Raw genomic sequence first — 21,513 nt, forward strand, 5'->3', positions numbered from 1 at the left:
CTGCCGCGCCTGGAGACGTCATGATCGCCCTGTCGCTTGCCGAGATCGCCGCTGTCGTCGGGGGTGATCTCCGCCTCGCCGGTTCTTCGACCGCCGACACCGTCGTCGACGGTGTGGTCGACACCGACTCGCGAAACATGGTGCCCGGATCCGTCTTCGTCGCGAAGCCGGGAGCAGAGACCGACGGACATCGATTCGTCGGCTCGGCGCTGGCCGCCGGTGCTGCGCTCGCGATCGTCGAGCACGCAGTCGATGACGAGATCACGCAGATCATCGTTCCCGACGTCATCGTCGCCCTCGCCGACCTCGCACGGGAGGTCGTCGCGCGCGTGCGCGCAGCGGGCGACCTCAAGATCGTCGGGATCACCGGGTCGAACGGCAAGACGACGACCAAGAACTTCCTCGCCCGCATCCTCGCCGACGAGGGCGAGACCGTCGCGCCCATCAACTCGTACAACAACGAGGTCGGCGCGCCGGTCACCATGCTGCGCGTCACATACGACACACGCTTCCTCGTCAGCGAGTTCGGTGCGGATGCGCCGGGGAGCATCGCCCGCCTCGCCGGACTCGTCGAGCCCGACATCGCGGTGGTGCTGATGGTCGGCATGGCTCACGCCGGCGGTTTCGGCGGCATCGAGGCGACGGCCAAGGCCAAGTCCGAGCTCGTGGCCGCTGCGAGGCCCGAAGGCACCGCTGTGCTCAACATCGACGACTCCCGTGTGGCCGCCATGGGCGAGCTCGCGCGGTCGCGGGGAATGCAGGTCGTCAGCTTCGGGCAGAGCACCGCGGCGGACGTGCAGGCCCACGACCTCGAGGTCACCGCGTCCGGCACCTCGTGCATCATCGAAGCGGCGGGGCAGAGCCTGCCCCTTCGCCTGCGGGTGCTCGGCGCGCACCACATCGGCAACGCGCTTGCGGCCATCGCAGCAGCGGGGGTTCTGGGCGTGTCGGCATCTGACGCCATCGCGCGTCTCGAGACGGTCGAGATCGCGGAGCGGTGGCGGATGCAGCCCATGGGCAGCGACCGGGTGCGAATCATCAACGATGCCTACAACGCCAGCCCCGACTCCATGTCGGCGGCGCTGCGCACTCTCGCCCAGATCACCGGCCCGGGGGAGCGGACGGTCGCGGTGCTCGGCGCCATGAGCGAGCTCGGTGAGACCGCCGGCGAGGAGCACGACCGGATCGGACTGCTGGCCGTCCGGCTGAACATCCAGCGGATCGTCGTCGTGGGCCCCGAGGCCCGCAGGCTCTACATCTCGGCCATCGGCGAAGGCTCCTGGGACAGCGAGGCCATCTTCTTCCCCGACCAGGACGCAGCGTTCGACTACCTGCGCACCGAACTCCGAGACGGCGACCGCGTGCTCGTGAAGTCCTCCAATTCCGTGGGCCTCCGGCACCTCGGCGATCGTCTGGGAGAATTGTTCTCGTGAGATCTCTCATCATGGCGGCTGCCATCTCGCTCGCCTTCACACTCTTTCTGACTCCCGTCTTCCTCCGGCTCTTCCGGAAGTGGGGCTGGGGCCAGGTCATCCGCACGCCCGAGGCGATCGAGAACCCGAACCACGAGGCGAAGCGTGGAACGCCCACCATGGGCGGCGTCATCTTCATCGTCGGCACCATGGTCGGCTACTTCACCGGCACGTACGTCGGCGGGGGCACCCCCGCGCTGTCCGCGCTTCTCGTCATCTGGCTGATGGTGGGCTTCGGAGCCGTCGGCTTCATCGACGACTACATGAAGGTGCGCAGCCAGCGCAGCCTCGGACTCTCGGGCTGGCGCAAGATCATCGGTCAGCTCGTCGTGATCATCCCGTTCGGCATCGTCGCCCTGAACTTCCCGAACGCGTTCGATCAGACCCCGGCATCCGGTTCGATCTCGCTCTTCCGCGACATCCCCTGGTTGAACCTCTTCGCCTTCACCGCGATCCTCGGGTGGGCGCTGTATCTGCTGTGGATCTCCGTCATCGGCGTCGCGACGTCGAACAGCGTCAACCTCACGGATGGACTCGACGGTCTCGCCGCGGGCGCCGGGGTCATCGTCGTCGGTGCCTACAGCCTGATCGCGTTCTGGCAGTTCAAGCAGTCGTGCGTCGGCGAGGGAGTCGAGACCGCAGCGCTGGGCGGATGCTACGAGGTCCGCGATCCGTTCAGCCTGGCGATCATCGCCGCGTCGTTCGCAGCGAGCCTGATCGGCTTCCTCTGGTGGAACGCTCCCAAGGCGAAGGTGTTCATGGGCGATGTCGGCTCCATGGCGATCGGAGGCGTCATCACCGCGATGGCGATCCTCACCCGCACCGAGCTTCTGCTTCTCGTGATCGCCGGCGTCTTCGTCCTCGCCTCCGGGTCTGTGATCCTCCAGCGCGCGTACTTCAAGATCACCCGCGGAAAGCGACTGTTCCTGATGAGTCCGTTCCACCATCATCTCGAGATGCGTGGATGGTCAGAGGTGACGATCGTGGTCCGCATGTGGATCATCGCCGGACTCCTCGCCATCTCGGCGGTCGGTCTGTTCTACGTGGAGTGGCTGACGCGTGTCGACTGAGACGAGGCTCGCGACGCTCACGAGCTGGAACGCCGACTGGTCTGACCTGCGCGTCGCCGTGCTCGGGCTCTCGATGACCGGGTTCTCGGTGGCCGACACGCTCACCGAACTCGGCGCGGACGTGCTCGTGCTGGCCGAATCGGCCGAGGAGGAGTACGCCAAGCTCCTGCCGGTGATCGGTGCCCGACTCGAGCTCGGTCCTCTCGATCAGGTTCCCGAGGCGCTGACGGAATTCGCGCCGGAGGTCGTCATCGCGTCTCCCGGGTTCGCTCCGTCGCACCCCGTGATCCGCTGGGCACAGGAATCCGGCATCGCGCTCTGGGGCGACGTCGAGCTCGCCTGGCGCGTGCGTGACAAGGTGCCGCGCCCGGATGGCACTGCGGCCGACTGGGTGCTCATCACGGGCACCAACGGCAAGACCACCACGACGCAACTGACCGCCTCGCTGCTGGTCGAAGGGGGGCTGCGTGCAGCACCCTGCGGCAACATCGGAGTGCCGGTGCTCGATGCGGTGCGCGATCCGGCGGGCTTCGACGCTCTCGTCGTCGAACTCTCGAGTCATCAACTCTGGTACCTCGGGCTGTCCCAGGCCGAAGGCGAGCTGTATCCGCATGCCTCGGTGTGCCTGAACCTCGCGGACGACCATCTGGTGTGGCACGGGACCGCGCAGGCGTACCGGGACGCGAAAGCACTCGTCTACCGCAACACCCGCGTCGCCTGCGTCTACAACAAGGCCGACGAAGCGACCAGGATCATGGTCGAGGAGGCCGAGGTCGTCGATGGGGCGCGCGCGATCGGCTTCGATCTCGGCATCCCCGGTCCGAGCGACATCGGTGTGGTGGAGGGGCTGATCGTCGATCGCGCATTCCTGGACGACCGGGCACGAAGCGCGCTCGAGATCACGACCGTCGCGGACCTCCAGAAAGCGGGTCTCGCCGCGCCGCACATCGTGCAGAACATCCTGGCGGCGAGTGCGCTCGCCCGCTCGTTGGGAGTCGAGCCCGAGGCCATCCACTCCGCTCTGCAGTCCTTCCGACTCGACGAGCATCGGATTCAGATCATCGCCCGGCACCGCGGCGTCACCTGGGTGGACGACTCCAAGGCGACCAACCCCCATGCGGCCGCCTCGTCGCTCCGCGCCTACCCCGGTGCGGTCTGGGTCGTCGGTGGTGACCTCAAGGGCGTCGACATCGCCGACCTGGTCGCGACGGCCGGGGCGACCGCCCGTGCAGCCGTCGTCATCGGAGTGGAGCGCGCCGCCGTCGTCGCGGCATTCGAGCGACACGCGCCGCAGGTTCCGGTGTTCGAGGTGGATGCTGGCGAGACTGGTCAGGTCATGAGTCGCGTGGTGGAGATCGCCGCGGGGATCGTCGAAGACGAGGGCACAGTCCTGCTGGCCCCCGCAGCGGCGTCCTTCGATCAGTTCTCCAGCTATGCGGATCGAGGACACCGCTTCGCCGAAGCGGTGCAGGACTGGATAGACCGGGGGAGCGCCGATGACACAGGTCGAACGCCCCCACCGCTCTGACCCGAGCAGCACCGGCTCGGGCGGCCTCGCCGCCAGAGTGTCGCTCGGTCGTCGTTTCACTCCGGTCTCGACCGAATTCCTGATGATCGCATCGGCCGCGCTGATGCTGACCATCTTCGGTCTCGTGATGGTGCTCTCGGCTACGAGCGCAACCGCCGTGTCCAACGGGGAGAACCCGATGGACGGCGCTCTGCGTCAGGGGATCTTCGCCGTGCTCGGCGTGCCGCTGATGTTCCTGATCTCACGACTTCCGATCGCTTTCCTCAAGCGCATGGCGTGGCCGGCACTGTTCGGCGCCATCGCACTGCAGCTCCTCGTCTTCACGCCGCTCGGCATCGAAGACGGTGGAAACCGCAACTGGATCATGATCGCAGGGTTCACCCTGCAGCCCTCCGAGTTCCTCAAGCTCGCCCTCGCGCTGTGGATCGGCTACGTCCTGCTGCGCAAGCAGACCATGCTCGGCACCTGGCACCAGGTCTTCATCCCGGTGGTGCCCGTCGGTGCGCTGGCGATCGGAACGGTCATCGCGGGCAAGGACCTCGGCACCGCGATGGTGCTCGTCATCATCCTGCTCGGCTGCCTCTTCTTCTCCGGCGTGAAGCTCCGGCTGTTCATCCTGCCGGTGCTTCTCGGAGTCGTCGCCGTCGTCGCCCTCGCCGTCACCAGTCCCGACCGCATGCGGCGCATCACCGCGACGTGCTCCGACATGACGGCCTACACGGGCGACTGCTATCAGTCGATCCACGGGATCTGGGGTATGGCCTCGGGCGGCATCTTCGGGGTGGGCCTCGGCAACTCGCAGGAGAAGTACGGCTGGCTCCCCGCCGCCGGCAACGACTTCATCTTCGCGATCGTCGGTGAGGAACTGGGCCTGATCGGCTGCATCGTCGTGCTGGCCCTGTTCACACTCTTCACCGTCGGCGCCTTCCACATCATCCGCAAGACGGCAGACCCGTTCATCCGCGTCGCGGCCGGCGGCATCACCGTGTGGATCACCGGTCAGGCCGTCTTCAACATCGGTGTCGTGATCGGGCTGTTCCCCGTCATGGGCGTTCCGCTGCCCTTCATGTCGCAGGGCGGCACGGCGTTGCTGGCTGTTCTCATCGCCTGCGGAGTGCTGCTTTCCTTCGCGCGCACCATCCCCGTCGCCGAGGCACGTTCGGCTGGACGAGCCGCTTCAGCAGGGCGGGGTAAGGTCACACGGTGACCACGTACCTTCTCGCCGGCGGTGGAACCGCCGGTCATGTGAACCCCCTGCTCGCCGTCGCTGACGCGCTGCGCGCCCGCGACGCGGAGGCCGCCGTCCTGGTGCTGGGAACGGCCGAGGGGCTCGAGTCCCGTCTCGTCCCGGCCAGGGGCTATGAGCTGCTCGTCGTGGACAAGGTCCCGTTCCCTCGGCGTCCCGACAGGCAGGCCGCCATGTTCCCGGCCCGGTTCCGCCGAGCGATCGCTCAGGTGCGCGATCACATCCGCGCTCATGGCGTCGACGTCGTCGTCGGATTCGGGGGCTACGCCTCCGCCCCCGCCTACGTCGCGGCGCGCCGTGAGGGCGTGCCCTTCGTCGTGCATGAGGCCAACGCGAAGCCGGGCCTCGCGAACGTGCTCGGTGCGCGCCGGGCTGCTGCCACGGGAGTGGCCTTCGCGGGCACACCCCTGCGAGGCGGCGAGGTGGTGGGCATGCCGCTGCGACGAGAGGTCATCGAGCTCGACCGCGCGGCTCTTCGCGACGAAGCCGCCGCGAGCTTCGGGCTCGACCCTGCTCGCCCGGTTCTTCTCGTCTTCGGCGGCTCCCTCGGCGCTCAACGGCTGAACGATGCCATCGCCGACTCGTGGGGCGACATCCTGGCCGCCGGGTGGCAGCTGCTGCACGTCACGGGCGAGCGAAGCGATCTCGCAGACCCCGAGGTGCCCGGTTACGCGATGCGTCGCTATGTCGACCGGATGGATCTCGCGTTCGCCCTGGCCGACCTCATCGTCTCGAGATCCGGCGCCGCCACCGTGAGCGAGATCAGCGCGCTGGGGATTCCTGCGTTGTACGTGCCGTACTCGGTGGGCAACGGCGAGCAGCGACTGAACGCGGCATCGGCCGTGGCCGCCGGGGCTGCCCGTCTCCTCGACGACGCCACCTTCGACGGCGATGCGGTGCGTCGCCTCGTGCTGCCGGTCATGAAGGATCAGCAGCAACTCGCGGCCATGCAGGCGGCCGCGGGGCAGGTCGGCACCCGCAGCGGCACAGAGAATCTCATCGCCCTGGTTGATCGCGCGCTCAGGGCCTCCTGACATCGCCCTGGACACGCTTCCGCGACGCCGCAACGTCATCACCGAAAAGTAGACTGAACCCGACATGATCAGACCTGACCTCTCCCTCCCGATTCCCGAGTCGATCTCCTCTGCGCACTTCATCGGCATCGGCGGGTCCGGCATGAGCGGACTCGCCAAGATGTTCCTCGATGCCGGCATCCGCGTCTCAGGCAGCGACCGCGCCGACAGCAACAACCTCCGCGCACTCGAGGCAGCAGGAGCCGTCGTGCACGTCGGGCACGACGCCGCCCACCTCGGCGACGCGGACACCGTGGTCCACACCGGGGCGATCTGGCCCGAGAACCCCGAGTTCGTCACCGCCAAGGAGCGCGGGCTGCACGTCATCCACCGCTCGCAGGCGCTGCATTGGCTGATCGGCTCGCGGCGGCTCGTCTCCGTCGCCGGCGCCCATGGCAAGACGACGTCGACCGGCATGATCGTGACCGCGCTGCAGGGGCTCGGCGCCGACCCGAACTTCGTCAACGGCGGCGTGATCGAACAGCTCGGCGTGTCCAGCGCGACGGGGTCGGGTGAGCTCTTCGTGATCGAGGCCGACGAGTCCGACGGCACCTTCCTGCTCTACGACACCGCCGTCGCTCTCATCACGAACGTCGACCCCGATCACCTGGACCACTACGGGTCGGACGAGGCGTTCCACGATGCATTCGTGCGCTTCGCCGACGCAGCGACAGAGGCCGTCGTCATCTCGAGTGACGACCCCGGTGCGCTGCGCGTGGGAGCGGGCCTCTCGCACCCGAACGTCATGACCTTCGGGCAGGCGGAGGGTGCGGATGTCCGCGTGACCGACATCGTGACGGACGGGCCCGTCGCGGCCACGGTGAGTCGGGGATCGGAGAGCGTGCGCCTGCAGCTCGCCGTGCCGGGCGTGCACAACGCGATCAACGCGGCAGGCGCCATCGCCGTCCTCCTCTCGGTGGGCTTCGGTCTGGCTGAGTCCGCGCGCGCCGTCGAGGGGTTCGCCGGCACGGTCCGTCGCCTCGAGCAGCACGGCGTCGAGCGCGGTGTCACGGTCTACGACGACTACTCGCACCACCCGACGGAGGTGCGCGCGGCACTCGAGGCGATGCGATCGATCGCCGGCTCAGGCAGGATCATCGCCATCCAGCAGCCGCACACCTACTCGCGCACGCAGCACATGTTCCGCGAGTTCGCAGACGTGCTCGAGACGTTCGCCGACCACACGGTCGTGCTCGACGTCTACGGCGCCCGGGAGGATCCTGTCCCCGGTGTCACCGGCGAGCTGGTGAGCGGCGCGTTCCGCGACCCCTCGCACGTGCACTTCGTGGCCGACTGGCAGCAGGCGGCTGACTACACGGCGACGGTGGCCCGCGAGGGCGATTTCGTCGTCACGCTCGGCTGCGGCAATGTCTACCAGATCATCCCGCAGGTGCTCGAGTCGCTGCGGACCACCGAGGTCTGACAGGTGCGTCGTCCGCCTCCGCTTCCGACGCCTCCCGCGGGTCTCGCGGAGGGCGCGCCTCGGCGACGGGCGCAGGCAGGAACCAAGGGGCGTGCGAGAGACGTCGACCATGACGAACGGGCCGACGGACGAATCGCACCCCTGAGGCCGGCACCCGGGGCCGGGGCGGAGGCGCCTGAGGAGGTCGGGGAGCGGCCGACGTCCACGCGTGACGTATGGCGAGCTGCGAGAGCGCGGCGCAGGGCGCTGCGGGCGGAGATCCGGCGGTTCACGCAGCGGTCGCGTCGGCGACGCATCATCTGGCTGAGCGCCCTCGGCGCCGTCGTGCTCCTGATCGGCGGAACGACCGCGGCCGCGTACAGTCCGCTCTTCGCCGTCGAGAAGATCACGGTGCTGGGCGCGACGACGCTGGACGCCGCCGCAGTCGAGGCGGCGCTGGGGGAGCAGGTCGGCACTCCGCTGGCCCTGGTCGACTCGAGCGAGGTCAAGGCCGCTCTGCTGGCGTTCCCCCTGATCGAGACCTATGCGCTCGAGGCGAAGCCGCCTCACGACCTCACAGTGCGGATCGTCGAGCGCACGCCGGTCGGCGTCATCCGCTCGGACGCCGGCTACACCCTCGTAGACGCCGCGGGCGTCGCTCTCGCCACGACCTCCGATCAGCCGGCAGGGCAGCCTCTGCTCGAGATCGACGGGGGCACGGACTCGGCGGCCTTCGAGAGCGCGGGTCTCGTGGTGCGTTCCGTCCCCGCCGACCTGCGCGCCCTGCTCACCGGGGTGAGCGCGACGACGGCCGATGACGTGACTTTGACGCTGAGCAGCGGCCTGACGGTCGTCTGGGGCAGCTCCGAGGACTCTCCGATGAAGAGCGAAGTGCTCACGAAGACCCTGCTCAGCAACCCTGAGGCGTCGACGATCGACGTCACTTCGCCGCATGCGGTGGTCGTCGGCTGAGGTTTCGACGGCAAACGGGCGACACGCCCGTGTCGCTGCGAGTGCAGGGGTGCGTGACGCTTACCTTCGAACAAGAGAAACCAATACCGGGAAATACTTTACACCTCTAGTTGAGGTTTAAGGTTCAACCCGGCGGAATCTCCCCTAAGACAGGTTCGACTATTCGGAGGCCGGCCATGAGCCAGAACCAGAACTACCTCGCCGTGATCAAGGTCGTCGGCGTCGGCGGTGGCGGCGTCAACGCCGTCAACCGCATGATCGATCTCGGTCTCCGCGGAGTCGAGTTCATCGCCGTGAACACCGACGCCCAGGCGCTGCTGATGAGCGACGCCGACGTCAAGCTCGACGTGGGCCGCGAGCTCACCCGCGGACTCGGCGCCGGTGCAGACCCCGAGGTGGGTCGTCGCGCAGCCGAGGACCACGCCGAAGAGATCGAGCAGGCGCTCACGGGCGCCGACATGGTCTTCGTGACGGCAGGCGAGGGAGGCGGAACCGGAACCGGTGGAGCCCCCGTGGTCGCTCGCATCGCGAAGTCGATCGGCGCGCTGACCATCGGTGTCGTCACCAAGCCGTTCTCGTTCGAGGGTCGTCGTCGTCAGAGCCAGGCCGAAGCCGGTGTGGTGAAGCTCAAGGAAGAGGTCGACACCCTCATCGTGGTGCCGAACGACCGCCTTCTCGAGATCAGCGATCGCGGCATCTCGATGATCGAGGCATTCGCGACCGCAGACCAGGTGCTCCTCGCGGGTGTCCAGGGCATCACCGACCTCATCACCACCCCGGGTCTCATCAACCTCGACTTCGCCGACGTGAAGTCGGTGATGCAGGGCGCGGGTTCCGCTCTCATGGGAATCGGATCCGCCCGCGGCGCCGACCGCGCGATCAAGGCCGCCGAGCTGGCCGTCGAGTCGCCGCTCCTCGAAGCCAGCATCGAGGGCGCTCACGGAGTCCTGCTCTCGATCCAGGGTGGTTCGAACCTCGGGATCTTCGAGATCCACGATGCGGCTGATCTCGTCAAGGAGGCCGCGCACCCCGAGGCGAACATCATCTTCGGTACGGTCATCGACGACACGCTCGGCGACGAGGTGCGCGTCACCGTGATCGCCGCCGGCTTCGACAGCGGCGAGCCCTCGCTGCGTCTGGACCCGATGGTCGTCTCACGTCCGGCCGCGGCCAGCACGCTGCCTGAGGTGGCTCTCTCGAACGACGAGGAGAGCAAGCCCGCAGCCGAGACGCCCGCGCCCGAGAAGGCGCAGCAGCGCGTCGCGGCGACGAGCATCGAGCCGGCTTTCGCGGATGACGACATCGACATCCCCGAATTCCTGAAGTGACTCAGGCGCAGGGCCAGACCGAGTCCGGTCTGGCGGCGCGGCTGTCGGCGATCGATCATCGGATCGCCGACGCCGCGCGCCTGGCCGGCAGGGATCCGGGCGAGATCACCCGGATCGTCGTGACGAAGTTCCACCCCTCGTCGCTCGTCCGCGAACTGCATTCGCTCGGCGTCCGCGACGTGGGGGAGAACCGTCAGCAGGAGCTCTCCTCGAAGACAGCCGAGCTGGACGACCTCGATCTTCGCTGGCACTTCATCGGCCAGGCGCAGACCAATAAGGCGTCCGCGATCCGCCGTAGCGCGGACGCCGTCCACTCGGTCGACCGCGACCGGCTGGCGGATGCCCTGCACAGGGCTGCAGAGGACGACGACATCCTCGACGTCCTCGTCCAGGTGAACCTCACCGATGACGCGGGCAGGGGCGGAGTCGAGCCCGACGACGCCCGGTCGCTCGCCGAGCACATCCTCGCGCTTCCCTCGCTGCGCCTGCGTGGCGTCATGGCGGTCGCTCCACTCGACGAGGAGCCAGCCTCGGCATTCGCGCGCCTGCGCACGATCGCCGAGAGAGTGCGCGAGGTCGAGCCGACCGCCGACTGGATATCCGCAGGAATGACCGGGGACTTCGTCGCGGCCATCGATGCGGGCGCGACACACCTGCGGATCGGGTCCGCAATCACGGGACCCCGCCCCGACCGGGGTTAACCTCTAAAAAGACCACCCGACACGTTCGAACCGGAGGACACGATGGGTAACCCGCTGAAGAAGACCATGGTGTATCTCGGCCTCGCTGACGAGGAAGAGGTCTACGAGGAGGAGCCGGCCCCGGCCCGCTCCCACCGAGAGCGTGATCGCGACCGCGAACGCGAGGAGCCCGCTCCGGCGCCCGTGACCCCGCTACGGCGCCCCGTCGCCGTGCGCCAGCCCGCAGGAGGGGCAGTGAACGAGATCCTCACCGTGCACCCGAAGCAGTACCGCGATGCTCAGCTCATCGCGGAGAGCTTCCGTGAAGGTGTCCCGGTCATCATCAACCTGTCGCAGATGAGCGATGCAGACGCTCGCCGTCTGATCGACTTCGCCTCCGGGCTCTCGCTCGGCCTCTACGGCCGCATCGAGCGGGTCACCTCGAAGGTCTTCCTGCTGTCGCCGGAGAACATCGCGGTCTCTGGACACGGGGGAATCGCGCACGCGGACGCAGAGTCCGCGGGCTTCGACCAGTCGTAGACCGTGGGGTTCGTCGTCTCCATCGTCGCCAGCATCGTGCATCTGGCACTTCTGCTGTACCTGCTGGTGCTGTTCGCTCGTCTCATTCTGAGCTACATCCCGCTGTTCAATCGGGAATGGCGACCCAAGGGCGCCGGACTCGTCGCTGCCGAGCTCGTCTACACGGTGACCGATCCGCCCGTCCGGTTCTTCCGGCGGATCATCCCGCCTCTGCGAATCGGCTCGCTGTCCCTGGATTTCGGGTTCTCGATCACCATCCTGATCGTCCTGATCCTGATGAGCATCGTCCGAAGCTTCATCTGAGTCCTGTGCGACTTCGACACCCTGGGGTGTCGTGGCGTCGCGACTGACAGGCTCGGGGACTATGCTTGGCTCCCAGGTGCGCGCCCCGGGTTCGCGCCGAATCTCGACCACGCCATTCTCCAAAACTGGCAACCGAACTCATCGAAGGAGCCACCATGGCACTTACCCCGGATGACGTCGTCACCAAGCAGTTCCAGCACGTCCGCTTCAAGGACGGCTTCGACCCGGACGAGGTCGACGACTTCCTCGACGAGATCGTCATCGAGTGGCGCAAGGCCCTCGAAGAGAACGTCGAACTCAAGGCCAAGCTGGCCGCGTACGAGTCCGGCGACGCGCCGGCCGCTCCCGCAGCCGCTGCGGAGGCGCCCGCTGCGGCCGTCGAAGAGGCTCCGGCTCCGGCCCAGGCGCCGGCTGAGCCCGCTCCGTCGGGTTCCGCCACCGCGACTGCCGGCATCATCGAGCTCGCGCAGCGTCTGCACGACGAGCACGTCGCCGAGGGTGAGGCCAAGCGCGCTCAGCTCATCGCCGAAGCCGAGGGCGAAGTCAACCGCATCCGCACCGAGGCCGAGGCCAAGCAGCGCGAAGAGTCGGCCCGTCTCGAGCGCGAGCGCAATGCACTCGAGGCCCGGATCACCGAGCTCCGCAACTTCGAGCGCGACTACCGCTCGCAGCTGCGCGGCTACATCGAGGGTCAGCTCCGCGATCTCGACGAGAAGTCGGCATCGACGGACTCGACTCCGGTCTCCGCGATCGGACTGTAGGTCGTCCTTTTGCCAGGACGCCGTCCCCTTCGTCGGTCGGCGGCCGGCGCGATCGTCGCGATTCTCGCGGCGATCGTGCTGGCCGCCGATCAGTTTGTGAAGTACCTCACCACGGAGAACCTGCCACTGCAGGAGCCGGTCCCGGTGCTCGGTGAGTTCCTTCAGCTGTACTACGTGCGCAACCCCGGTGCGGCGTTCTCGCTCGGATCCGACGTCACGTGGATCTTCACCATCGCTCTGGCGGTCGTCGCCGGGGTTATCGTGTGGAAGGCCTTCGGACTCCACTCGCGGCTCTGGGCCGTGGTCCTCGGCTGCCTGCTCGGCGGAGTCCTCGGCAATCTCACCGATCGTCTCTTCCGCGACCCTGGCTTCCCCATGGGGCATGTGGTCGACATGATCTCGATGCCGTGGATGATGCCCGCGATCTTCAACGTCGCCGACATCTTCATCGTCACCGGAATGATCTCGGTCGCACTGCTCGTCGTGCTCGGGCTTCGTTTCGACGGCACCCGCGAACGCGACCATGTGCTCGTCGAGACCGACGAGGAAGCCGAGGCTGCAGCGTTGGCCGAAGAGGCCGGCACGGATCCGCACCCCGACGTGGCCCGCCCGGACGGGGCATCTCCCGATGCGCCGGCTCCGGCGTCGGACGGACGCTGAGCGTGGAGTCCCGCTCCCTGCCGGTTCCTGACGGATTGGAGGGCGCACGCGTCGACGCGGCGCTCGCGAAGCTCATGGGCTTCTCGCGCACCTTCGCCGCCGATGTCGCCTCCGCCGGCGGCGTGCGCCTCGACGGAGTCACTCTCGACAAGTCCGATCGCCTGCGTGGTGGAGGATGGCTCGAGGTGGAGTGGCAGCCGAAGGAGGAGCCGCGGATCATCCCGATCGCGGTTCCCGAACTCGGAATCGTCTACGACGATGACGACATCATCGTGGTCGACAAGCCCACGGGCGTCGCTGCCCACCCTTCGCTCGGGTGGGAGGGGCCGACCGTCGTCGGCGCTCTCGCCGCGGCGGGGTTCCGGGTGGCCACCAGTGGCGCTCCGGAGCGTCAGGGCGTCGTGCATCGTCTGGATGTCGGCACCAGCGGACTCATGGTGGTGGCCAAGAGCGAGACGGCCTACTCGACCTTGAAGCACGCGTTCAAGGAGCGCACGGTCGAGAAGATCTACCACGCGGTCGTTCAAGGGCATCCTGACCCGCTGACGGGAACGATCGATGCCCCGATCGGCCGGCATCCGAACCACTCCTGGAAGTTCGCAGTGGTACCGGACGGCAAGCCGTCGGTGACTCACTACGAGACTCTCGAGGCCTTTCCGGGGGCGTCGCTGCTCGAGATCCACCTCGAGACCGGGCGCACGCATCAGATCCGCGTGCACATGGCGGCTCTCCGGCATCCGTGTGCAGGCGATCCGCTCTACGGCGCGGATCCGACGATGTCGGCGCGACTCGGCCTGACGCGTCAATGGCTGCACGCGCACAAGCTGGCGTTCGCGCACCCGGCGACAGGGGACTGGGTGCAGTTCGAATCGCCCTACCCCGCGGATTTCGAGCACGCCCTGGAGATCCTGCGCGGCGAGTGAATCGCCTGCGGCGGATGTCGGCGGACTGAGCCAGACTGAGCGCATGAGCATCGAGGTGCGACCAGCGACCGACTTCGACGATGTGGCGACTCTCGTCGGCCCGAAGAAGCCGACATCGAACGTGTGCTTCTGCCTGAGCTACCGCATAGGCAGCAAGGAGAACAACGCGCTTCGGGGCGCACAGCGTGCCGACCGCGTGCGCGAGCTCTGCCATCAGGACCCGCCGCCCGGAGTCATCGCCTATCTCGACGACGAGCCGGTGGGCTGGGCAGCGGTGCACCCCCGCAGCGCGACGAGTTTCGCGCGCAATCGGTTGATCCCGCACGTCGATGACCTCGAGGTGTGGTCGTTGTGGTGCATCCGGGTCCGCCCCGGCTATCGGAAGCAGGGAATCTCGCACGCACTGATCGAGGGTGCCGTCGCGCATGCGAAGCGGCAAGGTGCGCCGGCGATCGAGGGCTATCCGGTCGACAATCACGGCGAGAAGGTGAATCCGACCATGGCCTACGTCGGGACCAGACGACTGTTCGAGGACGCGGGGTTCGAGAGGGCCGCTGAGACCGGATCCACTCTCGACGGGTTTCCTCGGGTGCTGATGCGCCTCGATCTGCGGGGATCGCACAGACGGTCGAAGAAAGCCGTGAGCGTGGTGGATTCGCTTCCCTGATGTGGACGACGGGCGGGCGCGGGAGGTCGCGCCGACCTTCGATGTCGCACGCCGAAAGTAGACTCGAACCATGGCATCCGACTCCTTCGTCCACCTGCACGTGCACAGCGAGTACTCGATGCTCGACGGGGCGGCGAAGATCGCGGCGATGACCCAGGCGGCGGCCGACTACGAGATGCCGGCCATCGCGGTGACCGACCACGGGAACACCTTCGCGGCGTTCGAGTTCTACAAGGCGGCCAACGCGGCAGGGGTCAAGCCGATCATCGGACTCGAGGCATACGTCACGCCCGGCACGCATCGCAGTGACAAGACCCGGGTGCAGTGGGGATCCCCGGATCAGAAGAGCGACGACGTCTCGGGGTCCGGTGCTTACACGCACATGACGATGTGGAGCGAGACCACGCAGGGCATGCACAACCTGTTCCGCCTCAGCTCGCTGTCGAGCATGGAGGGCTACTACTTCAAACCCCGCATGGACCGCGAACTTCTGCAGACCTACGGCAAGGGTCTGATCGCCACCACAGGCTGCCCCTCGGGCGAGATCCAGACACGGCTGCGCCTCGGTCAGTACGACGCCGCCCGCGCCGCGGCCGCAGAGTTCCAAGACCTGTTCGGCAAGGAGAACTACTTCGCCGAGATCATGGATCACGGTCTCTCCATCGAGCGCAGGGTCATGACCGATCTGATCCGGCTCGCGAAGGATCTCAGCATCCCGCTCGTCGGCACGAACGATTCGCACTACACGCACCAGCACGAGGCCGACGCGCACGAGGCCCTGCTGTGCGTGCAGTCGGGCTCGACACTCGACGACCCCAACCGCTTCAAGTTCGACGGCGACGGCTACTACATCAAGACCGCCGCCGAGATGCGCCAGCTCTTCCGCGATCACCCCGAGGCGTGCGACAACACGCTGCTCATCGCCGAACGCTGCGAAGTCGAGTTCAACACGGCGGCCAACTACATGCCGCGCTTCCCGGTGCCGGACGGAGAGACCGAAGACAGCTGGCTCGTCAAGGAGGTCGAGGCCGGCCTCCACTACCGGTATCCGAACGGGATCCCCGACAAGGTGCGCAAGCAGGCCGAGTACGAGACCGGCATCATCCTGCAGATGGGGTTCCCCGGCTACTTCCTCGTCGTCGCCGACTTCATCAACTGGGCCAAGGACAACGGCATCCGTGTGGGGCCGGGCCGTGGGTCCGGAGCCGGTTCCATGGTCGCCTACGCCATGAAGATCACCGATCTCGATCCGCTCGAGCACGGCCTCATCTTCGAGCGGTTCCTGAACCCCGACCGCGTCTCGATGCCCGACTTCGACGTCGACTTCGATGACCGGCGCCGCGGCGAGGTCATCGACTACGTGACCAGGAAGTACGGATCCGAGCGGGTCGCCCAGATCGTCACGTACGGCACGATCAAGTCCAAGCAGGCGCTGAAGGATGCCGGCCGCGTGCTCGGCTTCCCGTTCAGCATGGGGGAGCGGCTGACCAAGGCGATGCCGCCGCCCGTGATGGGCAAGGACATGCCCCTCGACGGAATGTTCGACTCGGCGCACCCCCGCTACAAAGAGGCGAGCGAGTTCCGCGCTCTCATCGAGACGGACCCGGAGGCGAAGACGGTCTTCGACCGCGCCCTCGGCCTCGAGGGTCTGAAGCGCCAGTGGGGCGTGCACGCGGCGGGCGTGATCATGTCGTCCGAGCCGTTGATCGACATCATCCCGATCATGCGCCGCGAGCAGGACGGCCAGATCGTCACGCAGTTCGACTACCCGTCGTGCGAGTCGCTCGGCCTGATCAAGATGGACTTCCTCGGGCTCCGCAACCTGACGATCATCTCGGACGCGCTCGACAACATCCGCACCAACCGCGGTGAAGAGCTCGACCTCGAACACCTCGCGCTCGACGACCGCGGGGCCTACGACCTGCTCGGCCGCGGCGAATCGCTCGGAGTCTTCCAGCTCGACGGCGGTCCGATGCGATCGCTCATGCGACTGATGCGCCCGGACAACTTCGGTGACATCTCGGCACTCATCGCGCTCTACCGTCCAGGGCCCATGGGCGCGAACTCGCACACGAACTACGCGCTGCGAAAGAACGGTCAGCAGCCCATCACGCCGATCCATCCGGAGTTCACCGAGTCGCTCGCCGACATCCTCGACGAGTCCTACGGCCTGATCATCTACCAGGAGCAGGTGATGGCCATCGCACAGCGTGTGGCCGGGTTCTCGCTCGGACAGGCCGACATCCTCCGCCGAGCGATGGGCAAGAAGAAGAAGTCGGAGCTCGACAAGCAGTTCGCGGGCTTCCAGGCGGGTATGCACGCGAACGGGTACTCCGACGGAGCCGTCAACGCGATCTGGGAGATCCTGCTTCCGTTCTCGGACTACGCCTTCAACAAAGCGCACTCGGCGGCCTACGGCGTCGTCTCGTACTGGACCGCCTATCTCAAAGCCCACTATCCCGCCGAGTACATGGCCGCGCTGCTCACCAGCGTCGGCGACTCGAAAGACAAGATGGCGCTGTACCTCAACGAGTGCCGTCGAATGGGCATCAAGGTGCTCCCACCCGATGTTTCGGAGTCGATCAAGTACTTCGCCGCCGTCGGCGACGACATCCGCTTCGGGTTGGGTGCCGTCCGCAACGTCGGCAGCAACGTGGTCGAGGGCATCATCGCGGCGCGCAAGGATGAGCGATTCACCTCGTTCCATCACTTCCTCGAGAAGGTGCCGCTGCATGTCTCGAACAAGCGCACGGTCGAATCGCTGATCAAGGCCGGTGCATTCGACTCGATGGGGGACTCCCGCCGAGCCCTTCTCGAGATCCACGAGGATGCCGTCGAGGCGGCTGTGGATCGCAAGCGGAACGAGGCGCAGGGCGCGATCGGCTTCGACTTCGACAGCCTGTACGACGACATGGAAGAGGCGGCGCCTGCCAAGGTCCCGGCGCGACCGGAGTGGATCAAGAAGGACAAACTCGCGTTCGAGCGAGAGATGCTCGGGCTCTACGTCTCCGACCACCCCCTGGCGGGTCTCGAAGTGCCGCTCGCCAAGCACGCGTCGATCTCGATCCACAACCTCATCAACTCCGACGACATGCAGGACGGCGAGCAGGTCACGGTCGCCGGTCTCGTGACGAGCGTCCAGCACCGTGTCGCGAAGGCCAGCGGAAACCCGTACGGCATGATCACGGTCGAGGACTTCAACGGCGAGGTGACGGTCATGTTCATGGGCAAGACCTACACCGAGTTCCAGCACATCCTGCAGCAGGACTCCATCCTCGCGGTGCGCGGACGGGTGTCGAAGCGCGATGACGGACTCAATCTGCATGCGCAGTCGGCCTTTGCGCCGGATGTCGGCTCCTTCGACGCCGCGGGCCCCCTCTCGCTCGTCCTGGCGGAGCAGAGGGCGACCGAGCGGGTGATGACCGAGCTCGCAGAGGTGCTGCGGCGCCACAACGGCGACACCGAAGTGGTGTTGCGCGTGCATCGCGGCGGCACGGCGAAGGTCTTCGACGTGCCGATGCCGGTCAAGGTCTCCGCCGATCTGTTCGGTGATCTCAAATCTCTGCTCGGCCCGACCTGCCTGGGCTGAGCATCAGCGAAGCGCTGCTGCCCGAGGGGTCCTCACGGATGCACCGGGTAGTATCGGGACGCGTTCGGGTGCATGACGCAGAGGCTCTGCACCGTGGCGAAAGGACCCTCCCATGAGCACGGAATCACCCTTCCTGAACAACGACGAGTCGGATGCAGACCGTTCCTCGGCCGCACCCGAAGTGGCCTTCGAGGAGGACTTCTCCGACGATGACGGCGTTCTCTACGATGACGAGGTGACGCCGGAGTACGGCATCCTCGGTTTCACTCTGAGGGAGCTGCTCATCGTCGGCGTGTGGCTCATCGCCTTCATCGCCTCGTTCTTCCCCTACGTCGGCGACGCCTCGATCTGGGGCGCCGGAATCCAGTGGATCCTGCCCATCGGCGTGCCGACGGTCGCCGTGTTCCTGGTGATCCTCCGCCGCTTCTCGCCGGACGGCATCCGCCGCGTCGGATCACTGGGAATCGACCAGTTCGCATCGGTCGCGTTCTCCGTCTCGGCCGTCTTCTGGCTGGGAGCCCTCTGGAACGCGGTCGCCTTCGTGATCGAGTTCGGCGTCTTCGGGCTGCCCTGGAACGGCGTCGTCCAGCTTCTCGCGGCGCTCGCGCTCGTCGTCCTCACCGTGTTCGCTCCGCTGGTGCCCGGCCTCAAGGAGGACTTCCAGGGCCGCCTCGTCACGCTCGCGCACCGCAATGCCAATCCGGTCCGACCGGTCATCGCGCGCCCGCGCCCCGAGCCCGCCCCCGAGGCGAGCGACACGCCCGCCGGCCCAGAGGCAGCCGCTGCGCCGCACGCGGCGGCTGCTGCTCCCCACCTCGCGGCCGATCCGTCGTTCGACGCCGCTCCCGAGCCCCAGGTCGCCCCGGCGTACTCGACAGACCCTGCTCAGGCGTACTCGACAGACTCTGCTCCGACGCACACGACAGACGACACCCCTGCGCCGCACACGATCGAGACTGCCCCTCCGGCGTACACGACCGCGGCCGCTCCGGCTGCCGGTCTCGACGTGGAGCTGTCCGACGCCCAGGCGACCGACGAGGTCGCCCGTCTCGATCTCGCCGAGCAGGTGCCGCTCTCCTCGCACGCCTCCGGCGGGGGGACAGGTACCGAGGAGACGACTTCCGATGAGGACTACGTCCCCGCGTACTCGCGTCGATCGCGCGGTCAGGAGCCCGAGATCGTGTCCGACACCGGCAGCATCGAGTCTCTTCTGGGAACGACCGCTCGTGACGTCTCGTCGGCCGAGACGACCGCATTCCCCGCCGTCGACGACGAGACCGACTTCACCGCGACGAACCCGCAGCACGACTTCGCGGCGCCGCAGCCTTTCTGGATCCTCGCGCCGACCGAGCGTGACGTGCACGACGAGCGCGGCGAGAGCATCTTCCGAGTCGGTCCGAGCGCCTGGGCTCTCGTCATCGAGGACCGTGGTGGTGCATACGTCATCAGACACGACGACGGTCGCATCGGCTACCTGCACGACATCTCAGACATCACGAGAGGCTGACCTTGCGCACGATCGATCTGCGGGGGCGCACGCTCTCGCCGGCTGACATGCTCGCGGCTGTGCCGCGCGCCACCCAGGCACGAGCCGAGGCTCTCGACACCGCGGCTCGAATCGTCGACGATGTGCGCGAGCGGGGCGAAGAGGCTCTGCGCGAGCAGGCCGAGCGTTTCGATCGTGTCTCCGGACACGAGATCCGTGTGCCCGCGCAGCACATCGCCGAGGCCCTCGAGAGCCTCGCGCCCGACGTCCGCCTCGCTCTCGAGGAGGCGATCCGCCGAGTGCGCATCGCCTCGGCGGCGCAGGTCCCCGAGCGTCAGATCACGCGGATCGGGGCCGGCGCGACGATCACCCAGCGCTGGCAGCCCGTCCACCGCGCAGGGGTGTACATCCCCGGAGGCAAAGCGGTCTATCCCTCCAGTGTCATCATGAACGTCGTCCCGGCGCAGGTCGCGGGCGTGCAGCAGATCGCACTCGCCTCACCGCCGCAGGAGGACCAGGGTGGCCGCGTGCACCCCACGATCCTCGCCGCGGCGGGCCTGCTCGGCATCACGGAGGTGTACGCGATCGGCGGAGCAGGCGCGATCGGATCCTTCGCGCACGGCGTCGAGGGAATCGGGCTCGACCCGGTCGACGTCCTGTCGGGGCCGGGGAACAACTACGTCGCCTCCGCCAAGCGGGCTGTGGCGGGCGTCGTCGGCACCGACTCCGAGGCGGGGGCAACCGAGATCCTCGTCGTGGCAGATGCGGCAGCCGACCCACGACTCATCGCGGCCGACCTCGTCAGCCAGGCGGAGCACGATGAGCAGGCATCGGCCGTGCTCGTCACAGACTCCCCGGAGCTGGCCGATCGCGTCGCCGCGGAGGTCGAGCGGCACGCGGGCGCCACGCGTCACGCGACGCGAGTGGCGGCAGCGCTGGACGGGCCGCAGTCGGCCATCGTCCTGGTCGACGACCGTGCGATGGCGACGGCGTTCAGCAACGCGTATGCTCCCGAGCACCTCGAGCTGCACCTCGAAGACGCCGAGGCCGCGGCCGACACCTTCACCAGCGCGGGTGCCGTGTTCGTCGGAGACCACACGCCCGTGAGCCTCGGCGACTACATGGCCGGCAGCAACCACGTCCTGCCGACCGGGGGACAGGCGCGCTACGCGCCCGGACTCGGTGCATACACGTTCCTGCGTCCGCAGCAGGTCATCTCCTACGATCGCGCCGCACTCGCGGACGTGCGCGCGGGAGTCGTCGCCCTCGCCGAAACCGAGGCGCTTCCCGCACACGGTGAGGCGATCGAGGCGCGTTTCACCGCGTAGGATCGGTCAGATGCACTGCCCCTTCTGCCGTCACTCGGACTCTCGGGTCATCGATTCGCGCACCAGTGATGACGGTCTCTCAATCCGTCGTCGACGTCAGTGCCCCGAGTGCGGAGGTCGTTTCACGACGACGGAGACGGCGAGCCTCAACGTGATCAAGAGATCCGGTGTCATGGAGCCGTTCAGCCGAGAGAAGGTGATCTCGGGCGTGCGCAAGGCCTGTCAGGGCCGGCCCGTCACCGAAGCCGATCTGGCGATCCTCGCTCAGCGGGTGGAGGAGGCCGTTCGACAGACGGGTGTCTCCCAGCTCGACACGAACGAGATCGGCTTGGCGATCCTCGGACCTCTCCGCGACCTCGATGAGGTCGCATACCTGCGCTTCGCGAGCGTGTATCAGGCCTTCGACTCGCTCGAGGACTTCGAGAGCGCGATCACCGATCTTCGCGCCGACCACGTCGAGCCGGAGTCCGTCGACCGGTAATCTG

General features: G+C 67.4%; 19 protein-coding genes. All 19 read left to right on the forward strand.

Annotation, left to right across the window (positions count from 1 at the left end):
- Window positions 1–20 precede the first annotated feature (20 nt).
- The 19 genes from OB895_RS00325 (at window position 21) to nrdR (ending at window position 21,509) form a co-directional block, all read left to right on the forward strand.
- Window positions 21–1,433, forward strand: a complete 1,413-nt coding sequence (locus OB895_RS00325; RefSeq protein WP_042538446.1) for a UDP-N-acetylmuramoyl-tripeptide--D-alanyl-D-alanine ligase — start codon at window positions 21–23, stop codon at window positions 1,431–1,433.
- Window positions 1,430–2,542 carry a phospho-N-acetylmuramoyl-pentapeptide-transferase gene (mraY, locus tag OB895_RS00330; protein WP_056377159.1) on the forward strand — a complete coding sequence of 371 codons (1,113 nt, stop codon included), beginning with the start codon at window positions 1,430–1,432 and terminating at the stop codon, window positions 2,540–2,542. Before OB895_RS00325 ends, mraY begins: the two co-directional genes overlap by 4 nt.
- Window positions 2,532–4,070: a UDP-N-acetylmuramoyl-L-alanine--D-glutamate ligase gene (murD, locus tag OB895_RS00335; protein WP_079113087.1), complete on the forward strand. Its 1,539-nt coding sequence runs from the start codon at window positions 2,532–2,534 to the stop codon at window positions 4,068–4,070. Before mraY ends, murD begins: the two co-directional genes overlap by 11 nt.
- Window positions 4,039–5,277, forward strand: a complete 1,239-nt coding sequence (ftsW, locus tag OB895_RS00340) for a putative lipid II flippase FtsW (protein WP_042538439.1) — start codon at window positions 4,039–4,041, stop codon at window positions 5,275–5,277. Before murD ends, ftsW begins: the two co-directional genes overlap by 32 nt.
- Window positions 5,274–6,350, forward strand: coding sequence for a UDP-N-acetylglucosamine--N-acetylmuramyl-(pentapeptide) pyrophosphoryl-undecaprenol N-acetylglucosamine transferase (locus tag OB895_RS00345; protein WP_311878584.1), 1,077 nt, complete (start codon window positions 5,274–5,276; stop codon window positions 6,348–6,350). The genes ftsW and OB895_RS00345 overlap by 4 nt, the downstream gene beginning before the upstream one ends.
- 64 nt (window positions 6,351–6,414) lie before the next feature.
- Entirely contained in the window at window positions 6,415–7,812 is a 1,398-nt protein-coding gene (murC, locus tag OB895_RS00350) for a UDP-N-acetylmuramate--L-alanine ligase (protein ID WP_079113086.1), read from the forward strand.
- A 3-nt stretch (window positions 7,813–7,815) separates the two neighbouring features.
- Window positions 7,816–8,763, forward strand: coding sequence for a cell division protein FtsQ/DivIB (locus tag OB895_RS00355; RefSeq protein WP_079113085.1), 948 nt, complete (start codon window positions 7,816–7,818; stop codon window positions 8,761–8,763).
- Window positions 8,764–8,939: 176 nt separating this feature from the next.
- Window positions 8,940–10,091 carry a cell division protein FtsZ gene (gene ftsZ, locus OB895_RS00360; RefSeq protein ID WP_042538433.1) on the forward strand — a complete coding sequence of 384 codons (1,152 nt, stop codon included), beginning with the start codon at window positions 8,940–8,942 and terminating at the stop codon, window positions 10,089–10,091.
- Window positions 10,088–10,792: a YggS family pyridoxal phosphate-dependent enzyme gene (locus tag OB895_RS00365; RefSeq protein WP_042538432.1), complete on the forward strand. Its 705-nt coding sequence runs from the start codon at window positions 10,088–10,090 to the stop codon at window positions 10,790–10,792. Before ftsZ ends, OB895_RS00365 begins: the two co-directional genes overlap by 4 nt.
- A gap of 42 nt (window positions 10,793–10,834) precedes the next feature.
- A complete protein-coding gene (locus tag OB895_RS00370) occupies window positions 10,835–11,311 on the forward strand; it encodes a cell division protein SepF (protein ID WP_042538430.1) in 477 nt (158 codons plus the stop codon).
- A 3-nt stretch (window positions 11,312–11,314) separates the two neighbouring features.
- The gene (locus OB895_RS00375) at window positions 11,315–11,614 is read left to right on the forward strand and encodes a YggT family protein (protein ID WP_042538428.1); all 300 of its coding nucleotides are present in this window, start codon (window positions 11,315–11,317) and stop codon (window positions 11,612–11,614) included.
- A 155-nt stretch (window positions 11,615–11,769) separates the two neighbouring features.
- On the forward strand, window positions 11,770–12,375 hold the full coding sequence (locus tag OB895_RS00380; RefSeq protein ID WP_079113084.1) for a DivIVA domain-containing protein: 606 nt from the start codon (window positions 11,770–11,772) through the stop codon (window positions 12,373–12,375).
- A gap of 9 nt (window positions 12,376–12,384) precedes the next feature.
- Entirely contained in the window at window positions 12,385–13,035 is a 651-nt protein-coding gene (gene lspA / locus OB895_RS00385) for a signal peptidase II (protein WP_042538425.1), read from the forward strand.
- A gap of 2 nt (window positions 13,036–13,037) precedes the next feature.
- Window positions 13,038–13,958: an RluA family pseudouridine synthase gene (locus tag OB895_RS00390; RefSeq protein WP_079113083.1), complete on the forward strand. Its 921-nt coding sequence runs from the start codon at window positions 13,038–13,040 to the stop codon at window positions 13,956–13,958.
- Window positions 13,959–14,001: 43 nt separating this feature from the next.
- A complete protein-coding gene (locus tag OB895_RS00395) occupies window positions 14,002–14,625 on the forward strand; it encodes a GNAT family N-acetyltransferase (RefSeq protein WP_079113082.1) in 624 nt (207 codons plus the stop codon).
- A gap of 70 nt (window positions 14,626–14,695) precedes the next feature.
- Window positions 14,696–18,214, forward strand: a complete 3,519-nt coding sequence (gene dnaE, locus OB895_RS00400) for a DNA polymerase III subunit alpha (RefSeq protein WP_042538419.1) — start codon at window positions 14,696–14,698, stop codon at window positions 18,212–18,214.
- 112 nt (window positions 18,215–18,326) lie between these two features.
- On the forward strand, window positions 18,327–19,721 hold the full coding sequence (locus OB895_RS00405) for a hypothetical protein (protein WP_079113080.1): 1,395 nt from the start codon (window positions 18,327–18,329) through the stop codon (window positions 19,719–19,721).
- A 2-nt stretch (window positions 19,722–19,723) separates the two neighbouring features.
- Entirely contained in the window at window positions 19,724–21,028 is a 1,305-nt protein-coding gene (hisD, locus tag OB895_RS00410; RefSeq protein ID WP_079113079.1) for a histidinol dehydrogenase, read from the forward strand.
- 10 nt (window positions 21,029–21,038) lie between these two features.
- The gene (nrdR, locus tag OB895_RS00415) at window positions 21,039–21,509 is read left to right on the forward strand and encodes a transcriptional regulator NrdR (RefSeq protein ID WP_042538415.1); all 471 of its coding nucleotides are present in this window, start codon (window positions 21,039–21,041) and stop codon (window positions 21,507–21,509) included.
- The last annotated feature ends 4 nt before the right edge of the window (window positions 21,510–21,513 follow it).

Source organism: Microbacterium forte, from assembly GCF_031885415.1.
Classification (GTDB): domain Bacteria; phylum Actinomycetota; class Actinomycetes; order Actinomycetales; family Microbacteriaceae; genus Microbacterium; species Microbacterium forte.